Here is a 26,267-nt window from a genome sequence, read left to right as displayed (position 1 = left end):
TGGTTGTTTGCCAAAGCACATTAGTATTTTGCTATGACTAAACGTTTAGTTTCAAGCTCACCTGCTAATAGCAACTGGTGATATCACACTTACACAGTTTTAAAGAGGCTCTACACACCGAAAAGTGGGTATTTCGGCGCAAGTTGTTGAAACTAATGCCCACTTCGCAAAATAAAAATTCAATTGGTAAAATCCAACACAACCTTCACATACCAATCCTGACATCAACTTAGGAGCTTAGACATACCAAGTTGTCAATCCATCTATTCAGGCAGTTCCACCTCTACCCAATCTTTCTCGTCTAAAATTACAGTAGCACCAAATCCAATTGCGGGTAGACCAAGTAATACTACTAAAGGACGAGTCTGTACATTTGCCCAATTAAGCCACCGTTTCTGCTCATTGTCCCCCATGCAGACATCTGTAGGGGAGTCCAAAGCTGTCAATAATGCTAATGTTTGCGGCTCTGTTAAGCAACTTTCAATCACTCACTTCCTCCCACGTAAAGCTTGCGGGTTTCTTGGTCTAGTAGGAGAGAATGATGATGCTCAGCAGGTTAAGTGCGATCGCCAAATTTGTATATTTACTATTTAAAGACCTTCTCTAAATTATCTACTTCATCTAGCACAGGGGTAACGAGACGAGCGTAATCTTTAGATGATTTCGCCGCCTCAATACTAGCAACAAGTCCATCAAATTTCTGTACTTGTGTAGTTCCTCCATGCGCTAAGATAGATGGTCTAACAGCATTCCAGGTGCGGCGCATCTGTGAGGCAGTTGTTTTCAGCTTACTTGTATTTCCTGTTGCTGACCAAATTTCCAACTCGCGTCCATAGTAGTCAAGTAGCGTTACCTCAACTGGTACTTTTGGTTTAAATTCCTTGGTAATATTGGCAGCGATTAATGTCACTTGGTTAGCATCGTGCATTGCAGATATGCGATTTTTAGCGGTGACAGCACCCTTGAGTGCTGCTATTTTGGAATCCAACTGTGCTAATTCTGTTTTATTTTCACTCTTGATTTCTGTACGAAGACTTTTTGCTGTATTTTCGAGCGAGGTAAGATTAGCTGTAGCTTTTGTCCAATCATTGGCTTTAGCCATATCGTAGACGCTTTCACCATATTCACTTACTTGGCTAAGGGATGTTGGTACTTTATCATCATTGACCTCTGTATCAGCATCATTAGGTGCATCTGGCTTTTCTCTTTTATCCTTATTAACAATCATTTGAGTACTGCTGTGATGCTGTGGTATGACTGCAACAGGTAACTGGGGTTGATTTGCAGAGATAGCTTTTGCCAAATCAGCGATACCTAAACTACCAAGTAAAGAGCCGACAATAATAATTTTTGTTGAGTTATTCATAAATTTTCCATATCTCAATCTATGTTTGTAGTTTCACTGTAGATTACATTTGTTAAGAACTTGGAAAGATTTGATGGGGTGTGAAAAAATTTTTTAAATACTTATAATGCAACCTATATATACTTATTCAGCTAAATTTTTATAATCTCAAGCAATCTTTCCGAATTCTTGACTTTTTATTCCTAAAGTGAAACTGTAGCAACCCCAAAACAGGTGTGAATAACATAATCAAAGATTTGTATTTGCTAATTAAGAAGCAAATGTTAATGTACTTAGAGCAGTTAAAGTAGTAATTGCAATTATTTTCACAGTTGAATTTCAAGTTGTAGTAATATTCCTAAAAAAATACATCGTTATTATCTTTTTTTAATTTTTTTTGACAACACGAACTAACTCATAAGCACCTGCTTGGGCTATATTTTTATATTCAAAAGGTTGTAACTTCATCCTCTGAAGCATTTCGATTTCTGAAATTATTAAAACTGTGGAAGGGTGTGGTTTTGTTACAATCTCGTTTTCAATGTACTTTACAGCTTTTTCACTCTGGCTAATATAAGTAACGTGACGATGAGTGTAGAACGTCACGCTAGGCTTTTTGAAACCAAGCATAAGTAATTCTTCGTGAGGCTGCTGTACTCTGACAACTATCGCAGACAACTGTCGTAAAGGTAGCTGACGGTCATAATCCATTACCAACATAGTTGGAGTAATGACAAAAATTAAAAATACTATGAATGCCAGCAAATTAATACCCAGCAACCAACGCCATTGGTGACGTAACAGTCCAACTATTCCTAAAACTGCTGCTATTCCCCAAATTACAACTCCTACTCTTGGTATGTTTGAATTTCGGATGATGAGGGACACATAGGGCATTGATGGGTCATGGTTGAGAAACAAGGGTAGAAATGTGGTGGCTACCGAACTTATCCACAGAAACGCCACATTTACCCAACTACTACAGTACAAAAATTTTGAGTCAAGTTCATTGTTCCACAGCAGTGTTACCAAAATTGCTGCTGCTGGCATTAAAGGCAAGACGTAACTGGGTAATTTGGTGACGGCAATAGTAAAAAAGCCGAAAATGCAGAAAAACCAAAACAAAGCGAATAAACTAAGTTGGCTAGAACGTTCTTGCTCACACCAGTATTTACGCTGCCAAAATCGCGATTCTACCATTGTTGCTGGTAAATAAATTGACCAAGGCGCAAAACCTAATAATACAACTAGAAAATAAAAATACCAAGGTGCTGAATGATTATTAACTACACTCGTAAAACGTTCGATATTGTGATACATAAAAAATGAGTTAATAAAAGCACTACCATTTCGTAAAGTAACTAGCACATACCAAGGTAATGCGATCGCCACGATTATCAAAAAGCCCCAAAAAAGGCGCATTTCCCTCAACACAGAGCGCCAGTTACCCAAATAAAGTAAAAATGTACCAATAATGATTCCTGGTATGACGATTCCTACAGGCCCTTTGGTCAAAACTGCTAAGGCCACTAACACATAACAAGCTAAAAACCATCTTGCTTGGACTGCGGGTTTCAACGGTTGGGCATATCCAAGAAAAAAGCATAATAAAGCTGATGCCATACAACTAGTCAGTAGCATATCAGAGACACCAGTCCGCGCCCAAACCACGGTTTCGGGATTGAATGCCATGATAGCTGCTCCTAAAGGGGCAGTTAAAGGCTGTCGTTGAGGTGTTATTTGCACCGATTGCAAAGTCCAAAACAGTAAGCAAATTAACCCTAGTGCTGCCAAGGCAGAAGGAATACGCACTGCCAATTCATTGACTCCAAAAATCAAATAAGCTAAAGCTTGACACCAGTAAATCAAGATGGGTTTATCAAAACGAGTTTCACCATTGAAATATGGTGTGATCCAATCTCCTGTTACGATCATTTGCCGGGAGGCTTCCGCAAACAGTGGTTCCGTTTCGTCAATCAAACCAATACTACCCAAATGCCAAAAGAATGCTACCCAGGCGATTACCAACAACCATATAACTGATGAAGTCAAAGCTAAAAATGGACGCTTTCCTGGGTTAATTAACCAATATTCAATTGCGCGGGTAAAAATCAATTTCATGCTTATTCAGTTAATCGCCTTTGATTAGCGCTTGCAGTTTACACCCTAAAGGTGAAGAACTTGGAAAGATTTGCTTCAATTTAAAAAATTATGCTGCGATCGCTTTGGAGTCGACCAAGTCTGTACCAGTGGGACTAGGCAATATTTCCTCATAGGGTACGGGGTACGCGTCAAGTCTCCACTAGGGTCAATTCGCATTGACTGCGGCATCAATGGCGATGGTGAAAGCCGTATCAATTTTGGGATTGACGAAAGATTTTAAGTAAAAAAACAGTTTCTCTCAAAGTTTTGTGTACTGCTTTTGAAAAGATTTCTGACAATACAGGATCATTTTTACATTTATATGGAAATCTTTCCGATTTCTTGACGATTACTCTGTATTGTCAAATCGCTTTCCCAAGATTACAGCGATTTCACAGTGAAACAATCAATTCTCTACTTTCATTATGATTTAAGGATTCCAGATAGGTTCACACAGACACAGACAGTAACCTGATTCTTACCTTGTAGACACGACTTCAGAATATTCCTTTCTAATACAAAATACTTGTTTTTTGTAAATTTACTCTACCACACTATCTCTCTAGCTTTTAGCAAACCCCAGCTACACAGACATCTACACAACAGTATTTTTAGAACTATCGGATTCAAATAGTAATGCTTCCAAAGCGCTTTGACGTAATCAAAAACAAATCTGAGCTAAAGATTTTACTGACATTAGCAGCATGTTTTTTCATCATAATGTTAGTTTTTTGCTTGCATCGCTTCTACACTTTCTACGCATCTTACGACCAAGGTCTTTTCGACCAGTTATTTTGGAACACCATACATGGACGCATCTTTCAAGGTTCTCTCTCTTCCGGTCAATCCAGTGCTTATACCCAAGATGGTCAAATACAGACAGTGTTCTACTGCCATTTAGGACAACACTTTGTCATTGATTTCTTGCTATGGATGCCCATATATGCATTATTTCCCACTGGCGCGACTCTTGTTGTTTTACAAGTTAGTTTAATAACTGCTGCGGGGTTAGTTTTGTATGCTCTATGTCGCCACTATTTACCTCCTTCTATAGCTATTTTAATCACTGCCAGTTTTTATGGAGCTAATGCTGTAATTGGACCAACTTTCGCAAATTTTTATGAGCATTGTCAGATTCCTTTCTTTGTTTTCTCTTTACTCTTGGCTTTAGAGAAACGTAAATGGTGGCTTTTTTGGAGCTTCCTAATTTTGATATTAGGAATACGGGAAGAAGCAGGAATAATTACTTTTGGTATTGGTCTTTATCTATTTTTAAGTCGTCGCTATCCACGCTTAGGTCTAGCTGTATGTCTAATTAGCTTCAGCTATGTCACAGTTGTGACAAATGTAGTTATGCCCTTGTTTTCTAATGATAATTCGCGACTCTACTTAACTGCTCGTTTTGATCAATATGTTCCAGGAAATAATAGCCCTAGTACTTTACAACTTCTGTGGGGGATTATTACCCATCCAAAAGAACTGATTCAGAGTTTGTTTACTCCGGTTGATAGACGAGTGAAATACTTTTTAGGTCAGTGGTTACCATTAGCTTTTATACCTGTAATATCACCAGCAGCTTGGACAGTTGCAGGACCTCCATTACTAGTGTTGTTGATGCAAGATGGTAAATCTGCTCTCGCTATGAGTATTCGTTATGCCCTAACTGTAGTTCCAGGCTTATTCTACGGCACAATTTTGTGGTGGTCTCAACATCAAGAGCAATTTCAACCAAGTTTTCGTCGTTGGTGGATAAGATTTATTGCACTATCAATTTTATTCACAATTACCTCTAATCCCAATCGTGCTTTTTATTTTTTAGTTCCAGAATCGACTCATCCTTTGGTCTATGTCCCTCTAACTCGTCAGTGGGAACATGTGGGGCATATCCGCTCATTAATGCAGTATATCAAGAGTGATGCTAGTGTTTCTGCAACTACTTTTCTGCTTCCACATTTAGCAACTCGTCTGGAAATCATTCGTTTACCAGCTGTACAGTTACGACTTGCTTCAGGACAAATTATAGACGTTGATTTTGCTTTTGCAGACTTGTGGCAACTGCAACAATATCAACCAGCCTCTAAAGGTGATCGCCAAAAATTACAAGATTTGGTAGCTTTTATTGATCAACTTTTAACTCAAGGAAAATATGGGCTTGTGGATGTACAAGATGGAGTTGTGTTGCTGCAAAAGAAAATTATCTCTCAACCTGAAACTATAACGCATTGGTTGGAATGGAAAGCAGAAATTCAAAAAAATAGCAATATTTAGAAGTCTGCTGATTACTAAATTAGTATTTATAGTGGGTGTGGATAATGAGGAATATTTCAGTTATATTACCTCTCTATAACGAAGTAGAATGTATAGACATAACTTGGAAAAATTTACTAGATTTTTCCTATCACCATCCAGATTTTCATTTTATTTTTGTCGATGATGGTTCTACAGATAAAAGCAAAGAAGTTTTAACAAAAAACTTAGAAAATACTAAACTTAGTTATATAAAATTTATTTCTTATGACAAGAATAGAGGTAAAGGATATGCAGTGAAAAAAGGTCTAGAATATGCCTACGGTGATTTTATTTGCTATATTGATAGTGATTTGGCTTATTCCCTCGAACATCTAGAGCTTATAGTCGAAAAATTGGAGTATTTTGATATGGTCATTGGTAGTAGGAGTTTAGTATCGCAGAATATCAAAGTCTTAAGTTTAAGTAGGAAAGTTGCTGGTAAAACTTTTAACTATCTTTCAAGATATATACTTGACTTACCCTTTAAAGATATGCAGGCAGGAATTAAAGGATTTAAGAAAGATGTGGCGGAAGAGCTATTTAAAAGACAATTAGTAACGAGCTTTTCCTTTGATGTTGAACTCATATATTTAGCAAAAAAAGAGGGATATCAGATTGGAGAAATACCTGCTATAGTATCAGAAACTCATCTGTATAAATCTTCAAAAGTTAATTTGTTTAAAAATTCTTTAGAAATGTTTTTGGATTTATTAACAATAAAATATAATGATTTTATGGGTAAATATGAGTAGTTATATTTTATTAAGTTTTGATATTGAAGAATTTGATATTCCGGAAGAATATGGAGAAAAACTTGAAGATAAAGTCAAGTTTGAAGTTTCGTTCAATGGTTTAAAAGTAATCATTTCCTTATTGGAGCAATTAAATATAAATGCCACTTTTTTTGTTACTGCAAATTTTACTGCTTATCATGGATCTATAATTCAAGAAATAGCCAGCAAGCATGAAATAGCCTCTCATGGATTTTATCACTCTAGTTTTCGGATAGAAGATTTAAAAAAATCACGATTATTTTTGGAAGAACTGACAGGTAATAAAGTTACAGGTTTTAGAATGCCTCGACTCAGTAAAATCGATGAGCGAGAAATAAAAATAGCTGGATATGAATATAATTCTTCAATTAATCCTACTTATATTCCTGGAAGATATAACAATTTTTTTAAACCTAGAACGGCATACTACTCAAATAATCTACTTAATATTCCAGTTTCAGTAACACCCCTTATACGGTTTCCTTTATTTTGGTTGAGTTTTAAAAATTTGCCATTTTGGTTAATCAAGTTAATGTCTAAAGTAACCATACAACATGATAATTATTTAAACATCTACTTTCATCCTTGGGAGTTCATAGACATAAACAGCTTTTCTCTGCCTAATTACATCAAAAGATATTCTGGCGAGTCAATGATTATCAAGTTAGAAAAATATCTGATATGGCTCAAAGAGCAAGGAGATTTTATATATTTTTCGGAGTTTAAACAAAAGATAATTTATAACCTTTTAGATTAATTTAAGGTAAATATAATACAAAGGATATTTTTATGACCTTGCAAGAATTTATTCTACTACTAATGTCAATTTTAACCAGTGTGGCAGGACAGTTTTTCTTGAAAATGGGTGCAATTAAGTTGGGCAGAGTTAATATGGTAAACGCTATTAATCACATTCTTAGCATCATGACAACGCCTGAACTTTTAATAGGACTAACCTGTTATGCTCTGAGCGCTGTATCCTATATCATGCTCCTGACTAGAGTAAATCTAAGTATTGCTGCCCCATCTACATCATTAGTCTATATTTTCTCTGTCTTGTTGGGTTACTTTATATTTAGGGAACCAATTCCCCTGACACGTCTAGCAGGCATCAGCTTAGTTATGAGTGGAGTAATATTGTTAGTCTGGCAGAAGTAAGAATTGAGTTAACTTCTGTTTTCAATGTACTAAGCTACCCAAATATTGCTGACGGGGAGACACAAATAGATAGGATGCAGACATGATAAGCCTCGGAATTAGATGGATGATACACTGAGGTATGAAAACTCACAAGTCTTGAAGTGCAAATTATCATCCGCATAGACGGTTTTGGTGGCTGAAACGGTTGCGAATGAAACCCAGACAATCTTAGCCCAATGGCAGCAAGGCAGGAGACAGCTATTTGATTGTCTTTTTCACACTCAAGATGGTTCTAATTTGTGGGCAATTGTTTCCACTACGCCCATTTTTACTAGTCAGGGCGATTTTAATGGCGTACTTTTAATGTTAAGTGACATTACTGAGCGCAAACAGGTAGAAGCAGAAAGAACCCTATTGCTGGCGCCAGAACAGTCCGCACGAGCACAAGCAGAAGCTGCAAATCGTAGTAAAGATGAATTTCTGGCAATTCTTTCTTATGAATTGCGATCGCCTCTTAACCCAATTCTAGGTTGGGTAGAAATACTACAAGGCCAAAAATTAGACCAAGATACTACTCTACTAATTATGCTCTGCAAACTATTGAACGTAACGCCAAATTGCAAACTAAATTGATTGAAGTTTTATTGGATATTTCCCGAATTATACAAGACAAAATCAGTTTAAATTTATGCCCAGTTAATTTGGTATCCACGATTGAGGCAGCAAGAGAAATAGTGCGATTGGCAGCAGAAGAAAAAACAATAACTCTGCTATTTTCAATTCTGAATTTAGAATCAGAAAATACAGATAAATCTCTCGGATTTGGAAATGTAATCTATTGAATCATCTGAAAACTTCCTCTAAAAAATATTAAGTTTTAGGTGACTCCAAACGTTTACAGCAAATAGTGTGGAATTTGCTATCTAATGCTGTCAAATTTACACCATGCGGTGGTCGAGTGGACATCGATCTGTCTATTGTCCGTGATCAAGAAAACTCTAATTTAGCAGAATCAACTCAAAACTTTGCTCAGATTCAAGTCACAGACACAGGCATAGGAATTCAGTCTGAATTTTTACCTTATGTTTTTGAATCTTTTCGCCAAGCAGATAACACTACAACCAGAGATTTTGGTGGGCTAGGTTTGGGACTGGCAATTGTTCGCCACTTAGTAGAACTCCACGGCGGGACTATCGATGCTCAAAGCATGGGAGAAGGGCAGGGAGCAACTTTCATTGTTAAACTACCACTTCTGCAAGATAGGAATGAGAAAGAGAAAACAAACGATTCAAAAAACCTTTCACATCTTACTTCTGCCCCTTCAGTTCTAGCAGGCTTAAAAGTTTTAGTGGTGGATGATGAACCTGATATTCGAGAACTGCTAGTTTTTATGCTGGAACAGTATAGAGCGATTGCCACTACCACTGCATCGGCTGAACAAGCATTACAAGTTCTGGTTGATTCAGAACAAGATTTACTCATCAGCGATGTTGGTATGCCAAATGTGAATGGTTATATGCTGATGCGTCAAATTAGAGCTAGTGAGGTAGAACAACATCGGCAGATTCCGGCGATCGCCTTAACTGGATACGCCCGTGAATTGGACAAAAAACAGGCGCAGTCAGTAGGTTTTCAAAAAAGCCTAGCCAAGCCTGTAGAGCTAGTAGAGTTACTTACAACTATTGCGAGTCTTATTGGATGGAGGGTATAAGATTTAAATCAGTTTACTGCTGAAACACTTTTCGGAGGTTGTTGACTTCACCTTGCACAGGTGCAGCTAGCAAACTATATTCAGTAGGGGAGCTAGCTGTCTCAACTAAAGCAACTAGAGTATCGTCAAACTTTTGTAATTGAGGTGAGCCACCGTGAGACTGGACTAAGGGACGTAGAGCTTCCCAAGTCTGTCGAATCTTGCCAGCAACATTTTTTAATTTAGCTGTGTTCCCATCTGCTGACCAAATTTCTAGTTCACGACCATAGTAGTCAAGCATTGCAACTTCCAAAGGCATTTTAGGTTCTAACTCCATTGCTAATTGAGCAGCGATCGCATTAACTTGGTTAGCATCACACATGGCTTGATGATTCTTTGCTGCAACTGTACTTTGCAGGACAGTGATACTTGAGTCAAGCTTGGCTAAGTTGGCATCGGTTTTTCCCTTTTCTGTTTTGAGGCGCTCTGCTGCGGCTTGGAGTAGCGCTAAATGATTTTTTGCTTCTGTCCAGTTGTTGGTTTTTATTAGGTTATAGATAGTCTTGCTGTATTCACCAATTTGATTTAAATTAGCTGCTTGTTCATCTTTGCTCACGGCTGCAAACGCTTTTGTACTACCGTTGACATCATCATTGCTATCACTAACTTCAATTGCTGGGACACTAGCTGGTGATGGGGCTGCGTAAACAGATTGCACTGATACACCTAAACTCAAAGCTCCGACTAAACTAGCCTTCAAAATCAGCTTAATAGCGGGTTTCATACTGAAAACCTCCTTGATTGTGGCTTTATGACTTCGCTTTATATCTCTTGGCGGCAAAGCGCTCCAGGAATTGCTTACTTTAAACTTTATCAACCTTATGTGACAAAATCCTTACAAAAGGATAAAAAAGTAGTCACATTTTTCTCTTTATCTGATTCGCCAATGATATCCCAAACAATTATTTTTTCGCCACATCCTGTGAAAAACTAGAAGGTTTCACAAGTATCTCTGAAAGACAAAATAATTTCTCAATTCCTGGTAAATCTTTCCAAGTTCTTTACTTTTACTAATTAGATTGAGATTCATAGATTTCTTAAATAAGGAGATACTCTCTTATGACTAGTAAATTTGTGAGATTTGCTTTATCTATTGCTGCCTTAAGTCCATTGTTATTCTCTTCCTTAGCACCAGCCAATGCTCAAGCATTTACCACACAAATACGAAAAACAGGCACACATGTTTCAATGCAGGAGCATCCCAAAAATGTCAATGCTACTAAATCGATGCATTCAACCACAGCAGCTTCCAAATCAACTAAACTCATTAGTTATTCGCCTCAAACAGCACCAATTCTCCGATTAGGAAGCCGAGGCAAAGCAGTAAGAGAGATTCAGGCATTCTTGAAAACACAAAAGCTCTACAATGGATCAGTTGATGGAGTTTACAGTAGAAATACACGTTCTGCCGTTATTGCTTTTCAAAAGTCTCATGATTTGAAAGCTGACGGAGTTGTTGGAGCAAAAACCTGGTCTGAGATAATTCACTAATTACCTAAACAATACAGTCTGCTTTTTAAGCATAGTTTACAAAAAGAGGGGAGAAAGCAAGCGTTGGTTACTTTCTCCACTTCTTAATAATTATCACTATACGAGAATAAAGTGTTTTTATATCTTGACATATGGAAATCCTAATTGTTGAGGATAAATCTGAAATTTCTCGGCTTATCCGGTTTTCTCTTGAAAACGAAGGATTTTCTTGCCATAGTTGCAGTGATGGTCTGCAAGCATTACAGATAATTCAGGAACAGCAACCAGATTTAATCATTCTAGACCTAATGATTCCTGGTCTGGATGGACTAGAACTATGTGCCAGAATTCGGCAAAAACCGGGTGCAAACGACCCCTATATCTTAATGTTGACTGGAAAGAGTGAGGAGATGGATCGTGTTATTGGTTTGTCCACTGGTGCTGATGATTACTTAGTCAAACCCTTTAGCCCTAAAGAGTTAGTTGCTAGAGTTCGAGCGCTTGTGCGACGTAGCTTGCGTCAACCAGAGAAACATCAAGTTTACCGCACCCAACATTTTATCATCGACGTGGAGCAACACTCTGCTTTGTGCCAGAGGAATTCTAATTCTTCTGAAATATTAGACTTAACAAACTTAGAATTCAACTTATTAACTACTTTTGTTAGCAATCCTAACCGAGTATGGAACCGCACTCAACTAATTGATAAATTGTGGGGTTGTGAATTTTGTGGTGATGAACGAGTAGTCGATACGCTTGTAGCACGGCTGCGGAAAAAATTTGAACCCGATTCGGCAAATCCTATTTTTATCAAAACAGTTACTGGTGTTGGCTATAAATTTGAAGATGACCCGATTTAGCTATCAAAAAGCAGATTGGCAACATACTTATTTATTTTCTTTATTTTCTACTTGTTCGTCGTGCATATTACTGGTAAATCACAAGCCATTGAAATCAATTCGACACAGCATTACCACAACCTTTTGTTATTTTGAAAATATTAAATAAAAATCACTTGAAAACTATGGACAAGTATCTCTCGATTACCCGTTCAATTCCTGTTTTGATTTTTGCTAGTTTTGGATTAATAGCAAGTCCAGATGTGTCAGTTCTAGCAGCAACTGGTAAATTCAATCCTGAACCTAACTCAATGACTTTAGATGTTCTGTCTGAAACCGAGCTTGACAACCTCAGTGATGCTGATGCTGCTTATGTCAAAGCCCTTAGAGAACATTTTGATTAAACTGTAAAGTCGATTATTAAATTTAGCTATAAGGGGTGGGTAGTATTTCCATCCCTTCTTTTTTTAGAGTAGTTAAGTAGGTAGAGATAAATACAATGTACGATACTGATCAAAAAAACTATTTATGAAAAAAAATACTTATATCTCCTAATTTAGCGTTCTACAAGCGATGAATGCACAAGTAAGGAAAATTTAATGATGAAGAAACATCCTCCAGGTTTAATAGCAATTGTGATTTATAAAGGCTTCGTTGCTCTACTTCTTACAACTACATCTATCGTTCTAATTTTAGCTTTGAAAAAGCATGATGCTTTAGTAATATTTTCTGAGTCTTATGTATTAGAAGGTAAACGCGAAGTTATTGATTGGGTACTAGGAAAAATTATCAATATCAAACCACAAACATTAAAAATAAGCGGTATATCTACTGGAATATATGCAATTGTAACAGCTATTGAAGCTATTAGCTTGTGGTATGAAAGAACCTGGGCAAAAATTTTAGTTATTGGCTTAATTAGTACTAGTATTCCTCCAGAAATTTTTGAATTAATTAAAAGTTTATCTTTATTAAAAATATTAGTTTTTATAGTAAATATTGCTGTATCATGGTATTTAATATGTCACTTTTATAAGCATTAATTAAATACACTTATTATTAAAGGTAAACGCACTGTAAAACAACTACCAACTCCTATCTGACTTGTGACAGTGATTAGTCCACCATGATTTTGAGCGATCGCTTGAGCAATAGCTAACCCTAAACCGGAACCACCAGAATTATAAGAACGTGATTTATCTGCTCGCCAAAAACGCTCAAAAATTTTTTCCAAATCTTCTGGTGCAATTCCTACACCCGTATCTTGAACATTAACAACTATATAGGAAGTACTATGATTAGCTATGATTTTTACTGTCCCTTCTGATGGTGTGTAGTGGATAGCATTTTGAATCAAGTTAGTAAATAATCGTGCTAACCGATTTACATCACCTAATAGATAAAGCTTCTCAGATAATTGACTTTTAAAATTGATTTGTTTAGCGCTCGCCTGTGGCTCATATAGTTGCACTAAGTCATTTAAAATTGAACTAAGATTAACAGTTTCTTTACTTTGGTTAGGAATATTATCATGACGAGCTAAAAATAGTAAATCTTCAGTGAGGCGAGTCATTTGGTTCGTAGCACTAGAAATAGCCTGAAATTTTTCAGCATCAGCTTCTCGTATTCCTTCTGGATACTTTAGTGCTACCCCTGCATTACTTTTAATCGCCATTAAAGGACTACGGAGTTCATGGGAAGCATCAGCAGTAAACTGTTTTAACCGTTCAAAGCTTTCTTCAATTGGTTGCATCGCTTGACGAGTCAACCAAACTCCACCAACACTGCTAATAATCAAAGCTACAACTATTCCACCGCCTAAACCCCAATCTAATTTATTTAAAGTTTCGTCAAATTCTTCTAAAGATTGACTAGCTCTTATATATCCAATAAATTGTTTATCGTCACTACTAATAATTGGTAAAGTGACAGACTGAATACGATTTTTACCAACTGTATTAATTTGTTTTCCTTCTGTCACGGGAATAGGTAAATTGAAAACATCATTTCCTTGTTTTCCAATCAGATTACCTTTATGATCAAACCAGTTTAACCCTTGATGATTTTCAAATAATTTGTCTTGAGGTAAGTCATTTTCAATTTTAATTCTCCCGTTATCAAACTCTGCATTAGCAGCAGCAACTTGTGCTAAGGCAGCAAGTTTCTCTGTTTGTTGTTTGAGGAGGCTATGGGTAAAGACAATCCGAACAGCAATTGCAAATCCACCTAGAATTAATGATAATACTATTAAGTAAGACAAAAGTAAACGACGGCGAATTCTCTCAAACATAAGCTGAATTTGTCCTTACTCGGGACACAGACGATAACCAACACCGTAGACAGTTTCGATAAAATCTTCTGAACTTCCTACTGCTCTAAGTTTCTTTCTTAAATTTGTAATGTGAGTTTTAACGGTTTCCTCTCCGGATAATTTATCAAACTCCCACAATTTATCTAAAATTGCCGAGCGAGTTAAAACTTGAGTAGGATTTTTCAAAAAACATTCCAATATCATGTATTCTTTGGATGTTAATGATAGAGGCTTACCTGCGTAGGTTACATGACAATTACTAGGGTCTAGTTGTAGCTCACCATGAATTAAAATTAATTGGCGAGTTTCTGGACTCCTCCGAGATAAAGCTCGAATTCGTGCGGCTAATTCTTCTAGTTCAAATGGTTTAACTAAATAATCATCGGCACCAGCATCAAGTCCAATTATTTTATCTGGCGTTGTATCTCGTGCTGTCAACATCAGAATAAAAGTGTTACAATTAGAAGCACGTAGCCGTTTACAGAGAGTGATTCCATCTAGGCGCGGCAACATTAAATCTAATAAAATTAAATCATAATTACCTGCTTGGGCGTATTCCCAACCTTCAATTCCATCACAAACAATATCAACAGCATGATGCTGATGTTTTAAATCTTCGGCTAAGGGTTTAGCGATGCGATCATCATCTTCAACTATTAAGATTCTCATATTTCTATACTATTTATTTTGTATTTAACAAAAAATAGTTATCTATCTGCTTAAACGGATCACTCAATTGGGTAACGCACTTTTCTCTCGTTTCGCACAGAAAAGAATAGGACAACTGCCAGCAGGATAAAAGCGATCGCTGAAGCATAGTCCCTTGGCAGTGATAAACCTCCATCTTTGATTGGTTTGGTAAGAAAATCTCCGAAGGTGGCTCCAAAGGGTCGAGTGAAGATGAACGCGAGCCAGAATAAGAGAATATCGCTCAACTTTGTTAAATAGTGAAGGGCAATGACAATACCAATGACACTGGCTGTCACGAATGCGCCTTGGATATAGCTCAGTCCCAAGTTGCTTGTAAGAAAATCACCAAAGGCCGTTCCCAAACTATTGGAAAACACGACAGCCAGCCAATAAGTGGTCTCTGCGTCTTTCCTGGTGATTGGATAAACGCTTAAATCTCGATCCCGGTAGTACCAGATGGCAAGAACGCTCAACAGACAGGCTACCAGGATCAGCGATCCCATTGCGTAGCCTAGCCCAAGCGATCGATCCATCAGATCTGACACTTCGGTTCCAGCTGTGGTTGTGGCAATGATCGCCACCCAGTAAAGGGCTGGACGGTATCTGTCGGATTGAATTTGAAAGAACAGGAGAATAGCCAGAATGGCAAAAGTTACGGCAAAGGCTACGTAATACCCCAGATCAAGAGACATTGAGATGAAGTCACCTGCCGTTTCGCCCAGCGTCGTAGCAATGATCTTCATAATCCAAAAGAAGATTGTGACTTTTGCAACTTTGTTCATTATTGCTCCTACTTGCTGCTGGATACCATTCTTTATCTGAACTCGCAGGCTCATCGTAGAGAGAAAAAGTCAAGAACTTGGAAAGATATAGTTAACAATGAAGTTTTTTAATATCTATTTACTGATTTCCGTCTTCCGCCTTCAAATACCAGCAGTAATGCGATCGCACTCAAAGCGAACATACTTCCAGCAATGAAAGTTGCTTTTGGACTGATTGTTTGCCACAAAACACCTCCTAATAGGCTAGCTGGTAAGAGCGCTACACCAGTAGCCAAATTAATTAACCCAAAAGCAGTACCCCGTAGATGGGACGGAACTCTATCTGCTACCAGTGCTAACAATATGCCCTGACTCATGCCCTGATGCAGCCCATACAGCCCAAATAGTCCCCACACCTGCCAAGGAGTATCAACAAATGCAAAACCTAAATATGCCAACGCATACACACAAAATCCACCCACTAGCAGCCCCAATCTACCAATGTGGTCAGATAGCAATCCTACTGGATAGGCACTGAGAGAGTAAGCTATATTCATTACAACTAGGGCGAGTGGTACTAGTGAGGCGGATACTCCAGCTTGCTGCGCTTGCAGCAATAAAAAAGCATCGCTAGAGTTACCGAGATTAAATAGTAATGCAACCGCAACTAGCACCCAGTAGCTTTTACCCAAACTTTGCAAAGCAGACCAATGTAGAGGATTATTCTGTCTTTGATGATTTCTATTGCCAGGTTCGCGCACACCAGTTGCTAAAAGAACTACCGCTAAAATACCGGGAAGCACTGCTAACCAGAAAACTAGACGAAAGTTCTGTCCTGAAAAAGACATCAACATGAATGCAAGTAATGGCCCAGTGAATGCGCCGATGGTGTCTAAAGATTGCCGCAAACCGTAGGCAGCTCCACGATTAACGCTATCGGTAACATCTGCTACTATTGCATCGCGGGGAGCTACACGAATTCCCTTACCAACGCGATCGCCAAAACGAGCCATCAATACCCAAGCAGGACTAGTTGCCAATGCGAACAGGGGTTTAACTAAGGTAGATAATCCATAACCAACAACAGCCAATTTCTTACGCTGTCCTAAATAATCACTTAAGGCTCCTGAAAAAACTTTCAGTACAGAAGCAGTTGATTCTGCAATTCCCTCAATCCACCCAACTGTTAGTAAATTTGCTCCTAATGCCGAAACTAAAAATAACGGCAACACCGAATGGATCATCTCGGAACTAATATCAGTTAACAAGCTGACAAATCCCAAAACCCAAACATTACGGGGGATGGTTTGAAAAGTTTTTGTTGTCACTGCTGTTACCTTTGAGTTGATGACTGGCAATTCGGTGCTAAGAGAAAGCTGTAATTGTTAAATCACAATTAATTGCATTTATCATCATCACACTTGACGATGAAATTGGAATGAAATTCTATCGACTTCGAGAAACCTAACTTTGGAGCAATTTTTACGGTTGGCGTAGTGCTTGTAGTTGTTCTAACTGTTGTGTTTGTTCTTGCAGCCGCATAGCAAGGCGATCGCACACTAACTCACATAGCTCAAAAATTATCGGGTCAGTAATTTGGTAAAAAACACTGATTCCTTGTGGTTGACGAGTGACTATACCCGCTTGCATCAATACTTTCAAATGTTTGGAAACATTTGCTTGTCCCAGTCCGGTTTCTTGGATGATTTCTGTCACGTTTTTCGCTCCTGACTTGAGACAACACAAAACTTGCAGCCGACTTACTTCTGACAAGACTTTAAAGTATTCAGCAACAGGAGCAAGAGCTTGAGGGGAAGATCCTAACATACAGACTTAAATATTAAATCTTTATATATACACTATTATATTACTATATGGTGATATAATAAATACAGTTAAGAGCTAAGACAGCAATGGAAAACGTCAAAAAGATTAACAATGAATTAACAGTAGCAGGACAGGTAACACTGGAGCAGTTACAGCAGGCGGTTAGTGAAGGTTACAAGTCTGTACTCAATCTGCGATCGCCTGATGAACAAGGTTTTCTCAGCGATGAACAGCAACAAGCACAAGCCTTGGGACTGCACTACATTAACATTCCTGTTAAGCCAAACGAGATTAGCGATGAACTGACTACAGAGGTACTTGAGCAAATTGATCAGCTACCCAAACCCGCCTTAATTCATTGTGCCAGTGCTATGCGTGCGGGTTTAATGGCATTTATGAACGTAGCGACGCGACAAGGAATGACACCAGAGCAAGTATTTGAGAAAGCTGCTGCGGCTGGCTTCGACTGTAATGCTAATCCGCAGATGAAACAGTTCCTTGAACATTATGTTTCAACTCACTTACAAACAAATTGAGGTTTTGGCATTGTTGCAAGAGGAAACACTATGTTATTCAGACAGTTATTTGACAGAGAAAGCAGCACTTACACTTATTTACTTGCAGATCAACAAACTCAAACAGCTATTTTGGTCGATCCGGTACTGGAGCAAGTCGAACGTGATTTAAAACTACTGACAGAATTAGGGTTATCTCTGCGTTACTGCTTAGAAACCCACATCCATGCAGATCATATTACAGGTACAGCCAAATTGCGGGAAATGACCGATTGTTTAGGGATTGTTCCCGATAAAGCTCAAGCCAGTTGTGCAGATCGGTACATTAGAGATGGAGAAATCTTACAATTGGCAAGCATAACAATTCAGGCGATCGCCACACCAGGTCATACAGATAGCCACATGGCGTATTTAGTTAATCAAGATCGAGTTTTAACTGGAGATGCCTTGTTTATTCGTGGCTGTGGACGAACCGACTTTCAAAGTGGTGATGCGGGAACTTTGTTTGACTCAGTGACACAAAAACTATTTACTTTATCAGATGAAACTTTGGTATATCCTGGGCATGACTATCGTGGACAAACAGTATCTACCATTGGCGAAGAAAAACGCTGGAATCCTAGATTTACGGGGAAAAATCGTCAACAATTTATTGAACTCATGGATCATTTGATTCTCCCAACGCCACAAAAAATTATGGAAGCAGTTCCTGCAAATGAACGCTGTGGTAATGTCAATACATCTGTATTGTCTGAGAACAAAGGATGATTTTATGCTGATTGAACGGAATTATTAACTGATTAGAATCAATGACCTTTTTATTTGGAATTCTCCTAGCTGTTTTTATTGGTATTAGTTTGGGATTGATTGGTGGAGGAGGTTCAGTATTAGCAGTTCCAGTCTTAGTTTATGTAATGGGTGTAGCACCAAAACCTGCCATTGCTATGACTTTATTTATCGTGGGATTTGTAAGCATTATTGGTGCTATTCCCCATTGGAAACAGGGAAATGTGAATTTTAGAACTGCTTTTATATTTGGTGCTGCCACAATGTTAGGAGCGTTTTTAGGAGCTAAAATTGCCACACTTCCCTTGATAACTGGTTCATTTCAGATGATTTTATTTGCTGTAGTGGTGTTCGTGGCAGCAATATTCATGATTAAAAAAGGTTCTCAACCAGTTAAAAAAAATTCTCCAGGAGAATTGGACATCAGTTTATATCCCAAGCCAATTTGTAAATACTGTTGGTTATGGATGATTACTGAAGGATTAGGCGTAGGTTTGTTAACTGGATTAGTTGGAGTCGGTGGGGGATTTGCGATTGTTCCGGCTTTAGTTTTGTTAGGAAATACACCTATGCGCGAAGCAATTGGTACTTCGTTAGTGATAATAATCCTTAATTCTGGTGCAGGATTTATAGGTTATCTCGGACACATACCACTCAATTGGAATTTGATGATTTCGTTTACAATTGCTGCTAGTTTGGGAATAATCGGTGGTGCTTACTTTTCTCGATTTGTTAAACCCAGACAGTTACAGCGAGGTTTTGGATATTTTCTGATAGCTGTAGCAACTTTTGTTTTATTCCAAAACCGCAACAAATTTTATTCATCTTACTTTCCCCAACAACATCCTATACGGCAAGAGCAACATTATTGAAAGTTAAGATTGCATTTCGGTTATAAAGAAAATAGTAATGAGGCATATTTCTTACTAATGCACGACTAATAGAATGACACCAAGCGAAGTAGCACTAATAAATATCCACAGCAGCACTCCCTGAAGCATCGGTTTCCAACCAACTGCTTTCAACATCCTCTGAGATAGCCCTGCACCAATTAAAAACAGCGTTAACGTCAAACCCGCTTCCGAAACGTGTGTTACCACTGGCGACCAAGAAGCAACTTCTGGGATAAAAGTCCGTACAACAGAAGCAAGGATAAACAAGCCAATAAACCAGGGAACTTGAGGTTTATGAATCACATCACCCGATTTTGACTGTTGACGTTGAAATATATAACTTGCTGCTGCTGAAATAGGTACAATCCATAGGGCGCGGGAAAGTTTGACTGCTGTGGCTGTGTACAACGCACTCTGACCATAATGTGATGCTGCACCAACCACACTGGAAATGTCATGGATTGCTATACCTGACCAGGTTCCAAATTGCGCTTGGGTCAAGTGCAGTACGTGTCCCAGAGGTGGAAATACGAATAAAGCAACGGCGTTGAGGACAAAAACTGTTCCCATTGCTACGGAAATCTCACTTTCGGCAGCGTTAATTACTGAACTGACTGCGGCGATCGCACTTCCGCCACAAATAGCTGTTCCAGCTGAAATTAAGGCAGAGGCTTTAATGGGAATCTTCAACCATTTCCCTAGAAAATAGCCAAGAATGAAGGTTGCACTGATGCTACCAACAGCAAACAAAGCACCGCTTGCACCTGCCTTTAACACAACTGCTAAATTCATCCCAAAGCCCAGCATAATTACGGATGCTTCTAGTAAATATTTAGCGGCTGGGCGGCTAATCCGATGAAATGGGTTCTCGTGAGTCAGTGCTAGAAGAATCCCCAACATCAGCGCTATTGGTGGTGAAGCCCAAGGAGTCAGACAAAATCCAGCCGCTAAGAGAAACACAATTTTTCGATACAGCAGCTTTTGTTCTGAACTAAGTTGCGGTATCTGCAATCTCTTATTTCTTCTAATATCTTGTTTCATATCAACCTCGTATTTAGGGTTGGTATAACTTTAAGCGGTTATAATAATAGAAGCAAACGTTCTTAACTATACAAATGATAGTTTTAAACTATTAACGCTTGACATGAAAGTTACTCAAAGCTGGAAGGTGAAGGTAACTAAACTACAGTTATTGCAAATATGTGTGATTCCTATGTCAACTTCAATTGCATTTATGATTCTCCTCAACGTTCGAGTATGCAACAGTTTCAGCTAAGACTAGAAAATTAATAGATTAAAACTATTATTTTTATAGAAGAGAACGTTTGCTTCTATTGATTGATTCACATAAGCTGAAATTGTGAAAGAAAAAAACTTGATTCAAAAACACACAGAGGTGTTAATTATGTCTACTTCAACAGTCTCGAATGTCTCTTCTAATAATGCAAACTTACCAGTTGTATTTTTCACTCCAGGAATTCCAGAAGAGGTCAGCCGTATTAGTTTGAAACGTGACAAGCGGCTCAATAACCAAAAGATAGTGACATTTGTCTTTGCAGAAAACTCAGCTTCTACTCCCATTCATACAATGGAAGGCTGGGGAGAATTTGTCCATTCTATAGATGCTATGCACTTAGTTGACTCAGAAGGTGAAATTACTGTTTATCCAGAAGATGTAGCGGTGAGTCATGTTGTAGATGGCTTTCGCACCAGTGAAGTGGCGATTAGTTTCCATGTTGCAGAAGATAATTGGAACCGTGTGATGCGTTTTCTCAGATATTATGCTACTTCTCAAGGAATGGCTTACACGGAAACTTCCAACTAAAATCAATCTCTGGATTATGTGCATTACTTTGCGTAGATTGATATTAATCTACGCAAAGATAAAGCCTAATTTTGACCTTTTTATTGATACAACTCAAAGGAGTTTAGGAAAATGATTCGATTACTAGTTGATTTTTTAGAATTTGTTTTAAACGCTTTTTACCGCGAGCGTTTATATGCAAGATTTTATGTGCTGGAAACAGTAGCTAGAGTTCCCTACTTTGCTTTTTTGTCAGTCCTTCACCTTTATGAAAGTCTCGGCTGGTGGCGAAAATCTGACTGGCTGAAAGTCCACTTTGCTGAATCTTGGAATGAGTTGCATCACCTACTCATTGCTGAGTCACTAGGAGGTAATAAATATTGGATTGACCGCTTTATTGCTCACAGTGGTGTTGTAATTTACTACTGGATTTTGATATTCGTGTACATTATTTCTCCTTCTAGTGCTTATTACTTCACACAGCTAATAGAAGAACACGCATACCACACTTACGACATATTTTTAAAAGAGCATGAGGCGGAACTTAAAACTCAGCCAGCACCGCAAGTAGCGATTAATTACTACCGCGATGGTGACCTTTATATGTTTGATGAATTTCAAACTTCTCATCCAATAGCCGAACGTCGTCCAAAAATTGAAAATCTATATGATGTCTATGTAGCAATTCGAGACGATGAAGGCGAACACATCAAAACGATGGTTGCTTGTCAGCAATCTGACGCACAATTAACTTTCAAAAGCCCCCATAGCCCGGAAGCTAAATTTTTACCTGAAGAGACTATTCATGCCATTAATCAAACGGCTGAATCAATTATTGAAGATACCAATGCAGATGAAGTCTTGATGTCGTAGTGGAATTTTTACTACAGTGTTTGCTGAACTTGCGACTAATTTATTTCATTCAGGAGCAAGGACAATGAGCAATATCGAACCTTTAAAATCGCCAGATGACCAGATAGGTTTAAGTAATGAGGAATTATATTTAAAACTTTGGGAAAGAGAACAAGAACATACTAAAACTCGCTGGAATGTAACAACCTTCTTTTTTAGCGTTAGCTTTGCTATCTTTGGCTTCTCACTGCAAACTCTAAATCCACCTGTTCCACCAATTATTTCTCACAGTGTGGCTTTAGCAATTTACTGGTTTGCTTTTGTTCTATTTTGGCGCTTCAATAGTTTCACTAATTGTCTGCGGGAATATTTACGAGAAATGGAAGTGTCAGGAGAAGTAAAGATGAATGTTCAGACTAGAGCCAACCAAGCTATGAAAGGACAATATGGCAAATGGCTTTCTACATTCAGTCTCATGTTTTATTTTGGCATTATTTATTCCGTAGCTGTCGGTCTTTTATGGTGGCAAAGAATTGGTTAACTCATCTCCAATTCAGCTGATGATTCACCGAAATTAATCTAGCTTTTTCACTTCAAAAACATAATTTGAGAGGTTGTTTCATGATTTCTACTCAAGCTTTATCAAAATCTGCTATTTTCCCAGTGTTGCTAGTGCTGGTTCTTACTTTTAGTGTGGCTTGTTCTAATCAATCAGCAAGTGATGCTAATTCAGGATATGGTTCTGCACCAAGCACAACTTCATCCCCAACGAAGCCTAGTAGTGTAAGTGAAAGTTCCACAGCTAGCACTCCAACAACTTTAGCTCAAAGTCATTGGAGTGCGATCGCTCAAGGTGATTTAACTTTAGTGATGTCCCAGTATAGTGAATCACCCACGTTACATTGGATTGGCGGCCCTTTAGCAGGAGAGTATCAAGGTAAAGACAAGATTCAAGCAGTATGGCAGAAGTTTATCAAAGCCCAAGCACCTCTTCAAACTACTATTACTAATGTTAAAAGCACCACAGGACAGCAGGGAACAGAGATAGTGAAAGCGTTGGTTACATTCAACAATGGCAAGAATAAAATCCCCGTAGACTATACCTTAGTTTACAAATCTGTCTCTGGTAACTATCAAATTACTGAAGAAACCTGGAAAATCGTTAAACCATAAAGCAGGACTGGAAAATATGTCTTTCAATGCACCTTTTTTACTTTCCTTATCAATTGGCATTCTGATCGCGTCGATGATGATGCCCCATCATACTGCTGCAAATCAGGCTTTTGAGCAAACGATGACCTCAATGCATACACAGATGCAAAATGTCAAGATGACTGGGAATCCTGATACTGATTTTGCTGCAATGATGATTCCTCATCACCAAGGGGCAATTGAGATGGCAAAAATTGAGTTGCAGTACGGAACCGATCCTCGGCTGCGACGATTGGCACAGGAAATTATCGTCACTCAACAATCAGAAATTGAATTAATGCAGCTGGCGCTTAAGCGTCCACAATCACCCTCACAAAAGTAAGTTAAGAAAATACCTCTATGCACAATCGAGCGATCGCTACAATTACATCTGCTATTCTACTAACTTTGACAGCGCCAGCTTTTGCAGGGCAAGTTCCTTATGCAGCATCTACACCAGACATTCCAATTAGTGGACGCGATCGCGTTTACACAGCTGACCAAACCTCCAATACCATTTCTGTTTACAATCCCCAAACCAATAAACTGCTGGGAGTCATTCGTCTAGGTAAAACAGCGCCAGAGAATTTGAGTCCCCTGTATACTGGTCAATTGCTAGTGCATGGTATGGGTTTTTCGCCTGACAATCGCACCTTAGCGGTGGTTTCAGTTGGTTCTAACTCGGTAGCCTTTATTGATACCCAGACAAATAAAGTTAAGCACATTACCTATGTTGGGCGATCGCCTCACGAAGCTTTCTTCACTCCTGATGGTAGTGAAGTTTGGGTAACGGTACGGGGAGAAGATTATGTTTCAGTATTAGACAGTCAAACCTATAAAGAAAAGCAGCGTATCAGCGTTGGTAATGGCCCTGGGATGACAATTTTTCGTCCCGATGGCAAGTTTGGATTTGTCTGCTCTAGTTTCACACCGCAGACAAGCGTCATCGATGTCAAGTCGCATCAAGTCGTAGCAACAGTTAAACAAGCCTCTCCTTTTTGCCCAAATATTGCTGCGACTCCCGACGGTAAGCAAATTTGGTTCACATTAAAAGATACTGGTAAAGTTCAGGTATTCAACGCAGAAGCTCCCTTCAACATTATTGCTACCTTGGATACCGGGGCAATCACCAACCACGTCAACATTGTCAGGAATCAGAAAGGACAATTCGCCTATATTACCGTTGGCGGCGAGAATGTGGTAAAAGTTTTTACAACTACAAATACTCCCAAACTGGTCGCAACTATTCCGACGGGTGAGTTACCCCACGGTCTTTGGCCCTCTGGTGATGGTACTCGTATCTACGTCGCATTAGAAAATGGTACTAAGATGACTGTAATTGATACTATCAAAAACAGAGTAATTGCCACAATCCCAAGCGGTCAATCCTCGCAAGCACTAGTTTATATTCCTAATGCAGTTCCGACTGGGGATGGATTGGCAAATCTAGAGCCTTTGGGCAAGTCTGGTATGGTGGCTCATTTGGTAATGGGTGCGCCAGGTTCATCAGCTAAAAAGCCTGCAACGACTGTGACGGTCAACAACTTAGGCGTGATTGATTTACTAGAAGCAGCAGTAACTGGATTGCAACCTAAAAGTATGTATCAATTGGCATTAGCGGAGCGTTCTAGCCAACCCTACGGTAAATTACAACCCTTGGCGAAGTTCCAAACCAACCCATCTGGCGCGGCAATTGTGACGACATTGGGGCCAATTGGGCAGGTTGTCAAGGGTGATGCAGGCGCACAATCTCGTCGGTATTTAGTCATCGTACCATTGAAAGATGATGTTCCGGGAATGCCTGTGCAGATTCAGCTACAGTCAATGTCGAAGTAAAAGAGGTTCATTGACAGCTACAGCTATTCCACAGACCTAGCCGATAATAACAATTGCTCAAACACCTGAGAAATGCGGGTTTGAAAGCGCTCTCGATGCTTTAATAAAAAGAAAGGTCGTGAGAGTGGATCTGGATCGTTAGTGTTGCGAGAAACACCTGTAACTTTAATACAACGAAGCATATCAAGACGTAGTTCTTTAGTAATAATCAGGTTAGAAATCGCCGCAGATCCTACCCCACTTTCAACGGCTGCTTTGACCATATCACCGCTTTTCATCTCCAAAATTACATTTAACTCGGTTGGTTCAATACCCCATTGTCTTAGCACTTGCTCAAACTGCTGACGGGTTCCTGAGCCTTTCTCACGCATTACCCAGGTAGTGTTTGTTAATTCTGTTACCTCAACTGCTATTTTTTCAAACCAAGGATGAGATTGACCAACAACAATTTGCAGACAATCCCCACCGACAATTTGTTGTTCCACAGAAGCTAAAACCGATGGTTCAACTTCTCCTTCCACCAAGCTGAGGTCAAACAATCCTGTAACCATTCCTTCGCTAATTTCAGTGGTGTTACCTAATATACAATCTACAGAAATATTGGGATACTCTTGCTTAAACAAGCTAATGAAGCGAGGGAGCCAGTAATTACCTATGGTTTGGCTTACACCTAACTTGAGTTCACCCCGTTTCAGGTCATTTAATTCTCGCAATCCTCGCTCAGTCAACTCCACCTGAATCAAAATTTTTTGTGCTTCTACTTGTAGTATTTTGCCAGCAAGTGTTAGTTCAATCCGACGACCAACTCGATTAAACAGTTTCACTCCATATTGTTCCTCAAGGCTTTGGATGGCAGCACTAACAGAAGGTTGAGTAATGTAAAGCTCCTCAGCTGCGCGAGTAAAGTGCAGATGCTGGGCCACCGCCAAGAAAATCTGTAATTGGTCAATGGTCATCCTTGGCATTTGAAAAAACGCTAAAATCTTCGGTTGATAAATATCCTTATATTAAGACTATATGGAGTTGCGAGTTTTCTGCAAAAGTAACACTAAT

At 38.7% G+C, this 26,267-nt stretch carries 30 protein-coding genes and 1 pseudogene; 20 read left to right on the top strand and 11 right to left on the bottom strand.

Annotated elements, in window-relative coordinates:
* Positions 1 to 263: 263 nt before the first annotated feature.
* From RS893_RS11290 to RS893_RS11280, 3 genes are all read right to left on the bottom strand, one after another.
* Complete coding sequence (locus tag RS893_RS11290; RefSeq protein WP_315791250.1) at positions 264 to 488, bottom strand: hypothetical protein; 225 nt, start codon at positions 486 to 488, stop codon at positions 264 to 266.
* 98 nt (positions 489 to 586) lie between these two features.
* Positions 587 to 1,366: a sporulation protein YpjB gene (locus RS893_RS11285; RefSeq protein WP_315791249.1), complete on the bottom strand. Its 780-nt coding sequence runs from the start codon at positions 1,364 to 1,366 to the stop codon at positions 587 to 589.
* Positions 1,367 to 1,732: 366 nt separating this feature from the next.
* The gene (locus RS893_RS11280) at positions 1,733 to 3,466 is read right to left on the bottom strand and encodes a glycosyltransferase family 39 protein (RefSeq protein ID WP_315791248.1); all 1,734 of its coding nucleotides are present in this window, start codon (positions 3,464 to 3,466) and stop codon (positions 1,733 to 1,735) included.
* A 154-nt stretch (positions 3,467 to 3,620) separates the two neighbouring features.
* Here RS893_RS11280 and RS893_RS30275 point away from each other — a divergent pair.
* The 7 genes and pseudogenes from RS893_RS30275 to RS893_RS30265 form a co-directional block, all read left to right on the top strand.
* Positions 3,621 to 3,728 (top strand): annotated as a pseudogene (locus RS893_RS30275) (BamA/TamA family outer membrane protein); the annotation flags it as partial.
* A gap of 479 nt (positions 3,729 to 4,207) precedes the next feature.
* Positions 4,208 to 5,755: a DUF2079 domain-containing protein gene (locus RS893_RS11275; RefSeq protein ID WP_315791247.1), complete on the top strand. Its 1,548-nt coding sequence runs from the start codon at positions 4,208 to 4,210 to the stop codon at positions 5,753 to 5,755.
* Between the two features lie 44 nt (positions 5,756 to 5,799).
* Entirely contained in the window at positions 5,800 to 6,528 is a 729-nt protein-coding gene (locus tag RS893_RS11270) for a glycosyltransferase (RefSeq protein ID WP_315791246.1), read from the top strand.
* A complete protein-coding gene (locus RS893_RS11265) occupies positions 6,521 to 7,306 on the top strand; it encodes a polysaccharide deacetylase family protein (protein ID WP_315791245.1) in 786 nt (261 codons plus the stop codon). Before RS893_RS11270 ends, RS893_RS11265 begins: the two co-directional genes overlap by 8 nt.
* Before the next feature lie 32 nt (positions 7,307 to 7,338).
* Complete coding sequence (locus tag RS893_RS11260) at positions 7,339 to 7,707, top strand: EamA family transporter (RefSeq protein ID WP_315791244.1); 369 nt, start codon at positions 7,339 to 7,341, stop codon at positions 7,705 to 7,707.
* Between the two features lie 174 nt (positions 7,708 to 7,881).
* Positions 7,882 to 8,322 (top strand): PAS domain S-box protein, encoded by a 441-nt coding sequence (locus tag RS893_RS30270; protein WP_396336441.1) that lies wholly within the window; start codon positions 7,882 to 7,884, stop codon positions 8,320 to 8,322.
* Between the two features lie 274 nt (positions 8,323 to 8,596).
* A complete protein-coding gene (locus RS893_RS30265) occupies positions 8,597 to 9,400 on the top strand; it encodes an ATP-binding response regulator (RefSeq protein WP_396336440.1) in 804 nt (267 codons plus the stop codon).
* A gap of 13 nt (positions 9,401 to 9,413) precedes the next feature.
* Here RS893_RS30265 and RS893_RS11250 read toward each other — a convergent pair whose 3' ends face one another.
* Positions 9,414 to 10,163: a hypothetical protein gene (locus RS893_RS11250; protein WP_315791243.1), complete on the bottom strand. Its 750-nt coding sequence runs from the start codon at positions 10,161 to 10,163 to the stop codon at positions 9,414 to 9,416.
* A 335-nt stretch (positions 10,164 to 10,498) separates the two neighbouring features.
* Here RS893_RS11250 and RS893_RS11245 point away from each other — a divergent pair, with 335 nt between their 5' ends.
* The 4 genes from RS893_RS11245 (at position 10,499) to RS893_RS11230 (ending at position 12,791) form a co-directional block, all read left to right on the top strand.
* Positions 10,499 to 10,930, top strand: coding sequence for a peptidoglycan-binding domain-containing protein (locus RS893_RS11245; RefSeq protein WP_315791242.1), 432 nt, complete (start codon positions 10,499 to 10,501; stop codon positions 10,928 to 10,930).
* A 131-nt stretch (positions 10,931 to 11,061) separates the two neighbouring features.
* Positions 11,062 to 11,769, top strand: a complete 708-nt coding sequence (locus RS893_RS11240) for a response regulator transcription factor (protein WP_315791241.1) — start codon at positions 11,062 to 11,064, stop codon at positions 11,767 to 11,769.
* A gap of 164 nt (positions 11,770 to 11,933) precedes the next feature.
* Complete coding sequence (locus RS893_RS11235; protein ID WP_315791240.1) at positions 11,934 to 12,152, top strand: hypothetical protein; 219 nt, start codon at positions 11,934 to 11,936, stop codon at positions 12,150 to 12,152.
* A 195-nt stretch (positions 12,153 to 12,347) separates the two neighbouring features.
* Entirely contained in the window at positions 12,348 to 12,791 is a 444-nt protein-coding gene (locus RS893_RS11230; RefSeq protein WP_315791239.1) for a DUF2127 domain-containing protein, read from the top strand.
* Here RS893_RS11230 and RS893_RS11225 read toward each other — a convergent pair.
* The 5 genes from RS893_RS11225 to RS893_RS11205 all read right to left on the bottom strand — a co-directional run bounded on the left by RS893_RS11225 (position 12,788) and on the right by RS893_RS11205 (position 17,337).
* Positions 12,788 to 14,038, bottom strand: a complete 1,251-nt coding sequence (locus tag RS893_RS11225; protein WP_315791238.1) for a HAMP domain-containing histidine kinase — start codon at positions 14,036 to 14,038, stop codon at positions 12,788 to 12,790. The genes RS893_RS11230 and RS893_RS11225 overlap by 4 nt on opposite strands.
* A 15-nt stretch (positions 14,039 to 14,053) precedes the next feature.
* Entirely contained in the window at positions 14,054 to 14,728 is a 675-nt protein-coding gene (locus tag RS893_RS11220; RefSeq protein ID WP_315791237.1) for a response regulator transcription factor, read from the bottom strand.
* 59 nt (positions 14,729 to 14,787) lie between these two features.
* Positions 14,788 to 15,531, bottom strand: a complete 744-nt coding sequence (locus RS893_RS11215; RefSeq protein WP_315791236.1) for a hypothetical protein — start codon at positions 15,529 to 15,531, stop codon at positions 14,788 to 14,790.
* Positions 15,532 to 15,638: 107 nt separating this feature from the next.
* Positions 15,639 to 16,838 (bottom strand): MFS transporter, encoded by a 1,200-nt coding sequence (locus RS893_RS11210; protein ID WP_315791235.1) that lies wholly within the window; start codon positions 16,836 to 16,838, stop codon positions 15,639 to 15,641.
* A gap of 154 nt (positions 16,839 to 16,992) precedes the next feature.
* Positions 16,993 to 17,337 (bottom strand): metalloregulator ArsR/SmtB family transcription factor, encoded by a 345-nt coding sequence (locus RS893_RS11205; RefSeq protein ID WP_315791234.1) that lies wholly within the window; start codon positions 17,335 to 17,337, stop codon positions 16,993 to 16,995.
* A gap of 86 nt (positions 17,338 to 17,423) precedes the next feature.
* Here RS893_RS11205 and RS893_RS11200 point away from each other — a divergent pair, with 86 nt between their 5' ends.
* The 3 genes from RS893_RS11200 to RS893_RS11190 are packed head-to-tail and all read left to right on the top strand — an operon-like array spanning position 17,424 to position 19,510.
* The gene (locus RS893_RS11200) at positions 17,424 to 17,873 is read left to right on the top strand and encodes a protein tyrosine phosphatase family protein (RefSeq protein ID WP_315791233.1); all 450 of its coding nucleotides are present in this window, start codon (positions 17,424 to 17,426) and stop codon (positions 17,871 to 17,873) included.
* A gap of 30 nt (positions 17,874 to 17,903) precedes the next feature.
* Positions 17,904 to 18,620: an MBL fold metallo-hydrolase gene (locus tag RS893_RS11195; protein WP_315791232.1), complete on the top strand. Its 717-nt coding sequence runs from the start codon at positions 17,904 to 17,906 to the stop codon at positions 18,618 to 18,620.
* 41 nt (positions 18,621 to 18,661) lie between these two features.
* Positions 18,662 to 19,510, top strand: a complete 849-nt coding sequence (locus RS893_RS11190; protein ID WP_315791231.1) for a sulfite exporter TauE/SafE family protein — start codon at positions 18,662 to 18,664, stop codon at positions 19,508 to 19,510.
* Between the two features lie 54 nt (positions 19,511 to 19,564).
* Here the strand turns inward: RS893_RS11190 and RS893_RS11185 are convergent, their stop codons facing one another.
* Positions 19,565 to 20,572 carry a YeiH family protein gene (locus RS893_RS11185; RefSeq protein WP_315791230.1) on the bottom strand — a complete coding sequence of 336 codons (1,008 nt, stop codon included), beginning with the start codon at positions 20,570 to 20,572 and terminating at the stop codon, positions 19,565 to 19,567.
* Between the two features lie 364 nt (positions 20,573 to 20,936).
* On the opposite strand from RS893_RS11185, the gene psb28 reads away from it, so the two are divergent.
* From psb28 to RS893_RS11155, 6 genes are all read left to right on the top strand, one after another.
* On the top strand, positions 20,937 to 21,356 hold the full coding sequence (gene psb28, locus RS893_RS11180; RefSeq protein WP_315791229.1) for a photosystem II reaction center protein Psb28: 420 nt from the start codon (positions 20,937 to 20,939) through the stop codon (positions 21,354 to 21,356).
* 111 nt (positions 21,357 to 21,467) lie between these two features.
* Positions 21,468 to 22,208, top strand: coding sequence for an alternative oxidase (locus RS893_RS11175; RefSeq protein WP_315791228.1), 741 nt, complete (start codon positions 21,468 to 21,470; stop codon positions 22,206 to 22,208).
* Between the two features lie 64 nt (positions 22,209 to 22,272).
* A complete protein-coding gene (locus tag RS893_RS11170; RefSeq protein WP_315791227.1) occupies positions 22,273 to 22,728 on the top strand; it encodes a hypothetical protein in 456 nt (151 codons plus the stop codon).
* A gap of 80 nt (positions 22,729 to 22,808) precedes the next feature.
* Positions 22,809 to 23,360 carry a nuclear transport factor 2 family protein gene (locus RS893_RS11165; RefSeq protein WP_315791226.1) on the top strand — a complete coding sequence of 184 codons (552 nt, stop codon included), beginning with the start codon at positions 22,809 to 22,811 and terminating at the stop codon, positions 23,358 to 23,360.
* 16 nt (positions 23,361 to 23,376) lie between these two features.
* On the top strand, positions 23,377 to 23,721 hold the full coding sequence (gene copM / locus RS893_RS11160) for a CopM family metallochaperone (protein WP_315791225.1): 345 nt from the start codon (positions 23,377 to 23,379) through the stop codon (positions 23,719 to 23,721).
* A gap of 17 nt (positions 23,722 to 23,738) precedes the next feature.
* Entirely contained in the window at positions 23,739 to 25,214 is a 1,476-nt protein-coding gene (locus RS893_RS11155; RefSeq protein ID WP_315791224.1) for a YncE family protein, read from the top strand.
* A gap of 23 nt (positions 25,215 to 25,237) precedes the next feature.
* On the opposite strand, the gene RS893_RS11150 is transcribed toward RS893_RS11155, so the two are convergent.
* Positions 25,238 to 26,170, bottom strand: coding sequence for a LysR substrate-binding domain-containing protein (locus RS893_RS11150; protein ID WP_315791223.1), 933 nt, complete (start codon positions 26,168 to 26,170; stop codon positions 25,238 to 25,240).
* Positions 26,171 to 26,267: the final 97 nt, after the last annotated feature.

The organism is Fischerella sp. JS2, assembly GCF_032393985.1.
Classification (GTDB): domain Bacteria; phylum Cyanobacteriota; class Cyanobacteriia; order Cyanobacteriales; family Nostocaceae; genus Fischerella.
Note: the sequence above shows the minus strand (reverse complement) of the source record. Positions and strands in the feature narration are given on the sequence as shown.

Excerpts from the sequence above, each read along its gene's own strand:
- RS893_RS11195 (WP_315791232.1), top strand. The coding sequence starts at position 17,904 with ATGTTATTCAGACAGTTATTTGACAGAGAAAGCAGCACTTACACTTAT.
- RS893_RS11250 (WP_315791243.1), bottom strand. The coding sequence starts at position 10,163 with ATGAAACCCGCTATTAAGCTGATTTTGAAGGCTAGTTTAGTCGGAGCT.
- RS893_RS11185 (WP_315791230.1), bottom strand. The coding sequence starts at position 20,572 with ATGAAACAAGATATTAGAAGAAATAAGAGATTGCAGATACCGCAACTT.
- RS893_RS11225 (WP_315791238.1), bottom strand. The coding sequence starts at position 14,038 with ATGTTTGAGAGAATTCGCCGTCGTTTACTTTTGTCTTACTTAATAGTA.
- RS893_RS11220 (WP_315791237.1), bottom strand. The coding sequence starts at position 14,728 with ATGAGAATCTTAATAGTTGAAGATGATGATCGCATCGCTAAACCCTTA.
- psb28 (WP_315791229.1), top strand. The coding sequence starts at position 20,937 with ATGTCTACTTCAACAGTCTCGAATGTCTCTTCTAATAATGCAAACTTA.
- RS893_RS11265 (WP_315791245.1), top strand. The coding sequence starts at position 6,521 with ATGAGTAGTTATATTTTATTAAGTTTTGATATTGAAGAATTTGATATT.
- RS893_RS11170 (WP_315791227.1), top strand. The coding sequence starts at position 22,273 with ATGAGCAATATCGAACCTTTAAAATCGCCAGATGACCAGATAGGTTTA.
- RS893_RS11190 (WP_315791231.1), top strand. The coding sequence starts at position 18,662 with ATGACCTTTTTATTTGGAATTCTCCTAGCTGTTTTTATTGGTATTAGT.
- RS893_RS11200 (WP_315791233.1), top strand. The coding sequence starts at position 17,424 with ATGGAAAACGTCAAAAAGATTAACAATGAATTAACAGTAGCAGGACAG.
- RS893_RS11165 (WP_315791226.1), top strand. The coding sequence starts at position 22,809 with ATGATTTCTACTCAAGCTTTATCAAAATCTGCTATTTTCCCAGTGTTG.
- RS893_RS11175 (WP_315791228.1), top strand. The coding sequence starts at position 21,468 with ATGATTCGATTACTAGTTGATTTTTTAGAATTTGTTTTAAACGCTTTT.
- RS893_RS11155 (WP_315791224.1), top strand. The coding sequence starts at position 23,739 with ATGCACAATCGAGCGATCGCTACAATTACATCTGCTATTCTACTAACT.
- RS893_RS11215 (WP_315791236.1), bottom strand. The coding sequence starts at position 15,531 with ATGAACAAAGTTGCAAAAGTCACAATCTTCTTTTGGATTATGAAGATC.
- RS893_RS11280 (WP_315791248.1), bottom strand. The coding sequence starts at position 3,466 with ATGAAATTGATTTTTACCCGCGCAATTGAATATTGGTTAATTAACCCA.
- RS893_RS11205 (WP_315791234.1), bottom strand. The coding sequence starts at position 17,337 with ATGTTAGGATCTTCCCCTCAAGCTCTTGCTCCTGTTGCTGAATACTTT.
- RS893_RS11275 (WP_315791247.1), top strand. The coding sequence starts at position 4,208 with ATGTTAGTTTTTTGCTTGCATCGCTTCTACACTTTCTACGCATCTTAC.
- RS893_RS11260 (WP_315791244.1), top strand. The coding sequence starts at position 7,339 with ATGACCTTGCAAGAATTTATTCTACTACTAATGTCAATTTTAACCAGT.
- RS893_RS11240 (WP_315791241.1), top strand. The coding sequence starts at position 11,062 with ATGGAAATCCTAATTGTTGAGGATAAATCTGAAATTTCTCGGCTTATC.
- RS893_RS11245 (WP_315791242.1), top strand. The coding sequence starts at position 10,499 with ATGACTAGTAAATTTGTGAGATTTGCTTTATCTATTGCTGCCTTAAGT.
- RS893_RS11230 (WP_315791239.1), top strand. The coding sequence starts at position 12,348 with ATGATGAAGAAACATCCTCCAGGTTTAATAGCAATTGTGATTTATAAA.
- RS893_RS11150 (WP_315791223.1), bottom strand. The coding sequence starts at position 26,170 with ATGACCATTGACCAATTACAGATTTTCTTGGCGGTGGCCCAGCATCTG.
- RS893_RS11285 (WP_315791249.1), bottom strand. The coding sequence starts at position 1,366 with ATGAATAACTCAACAAAAATTATTATTGTCGGCTCTTTACTTGGTAGT.
- copM (WP_315791225.1), top strand. The coding sequence starts at position 23,377 with ATGTCTTTCAATGCACCTTTTTTACTTTCCTTATCAATTGGCATTCTG.
- RS893_RS11235 (WP_315791240.1), top strand. The coding sequence starts at position 11,934 with ATGGACAAGTATCTCTCGATTACCCGTTCAATTCCTGTTTTGATTTTT.
- RS893_RS11270 (WP_315791246.1), top strand. The coding sequence starts at position 5,800 with ATGAGGAATATTTCAGTTATATTACCTCTCTATAACGAAGTAGAATGT.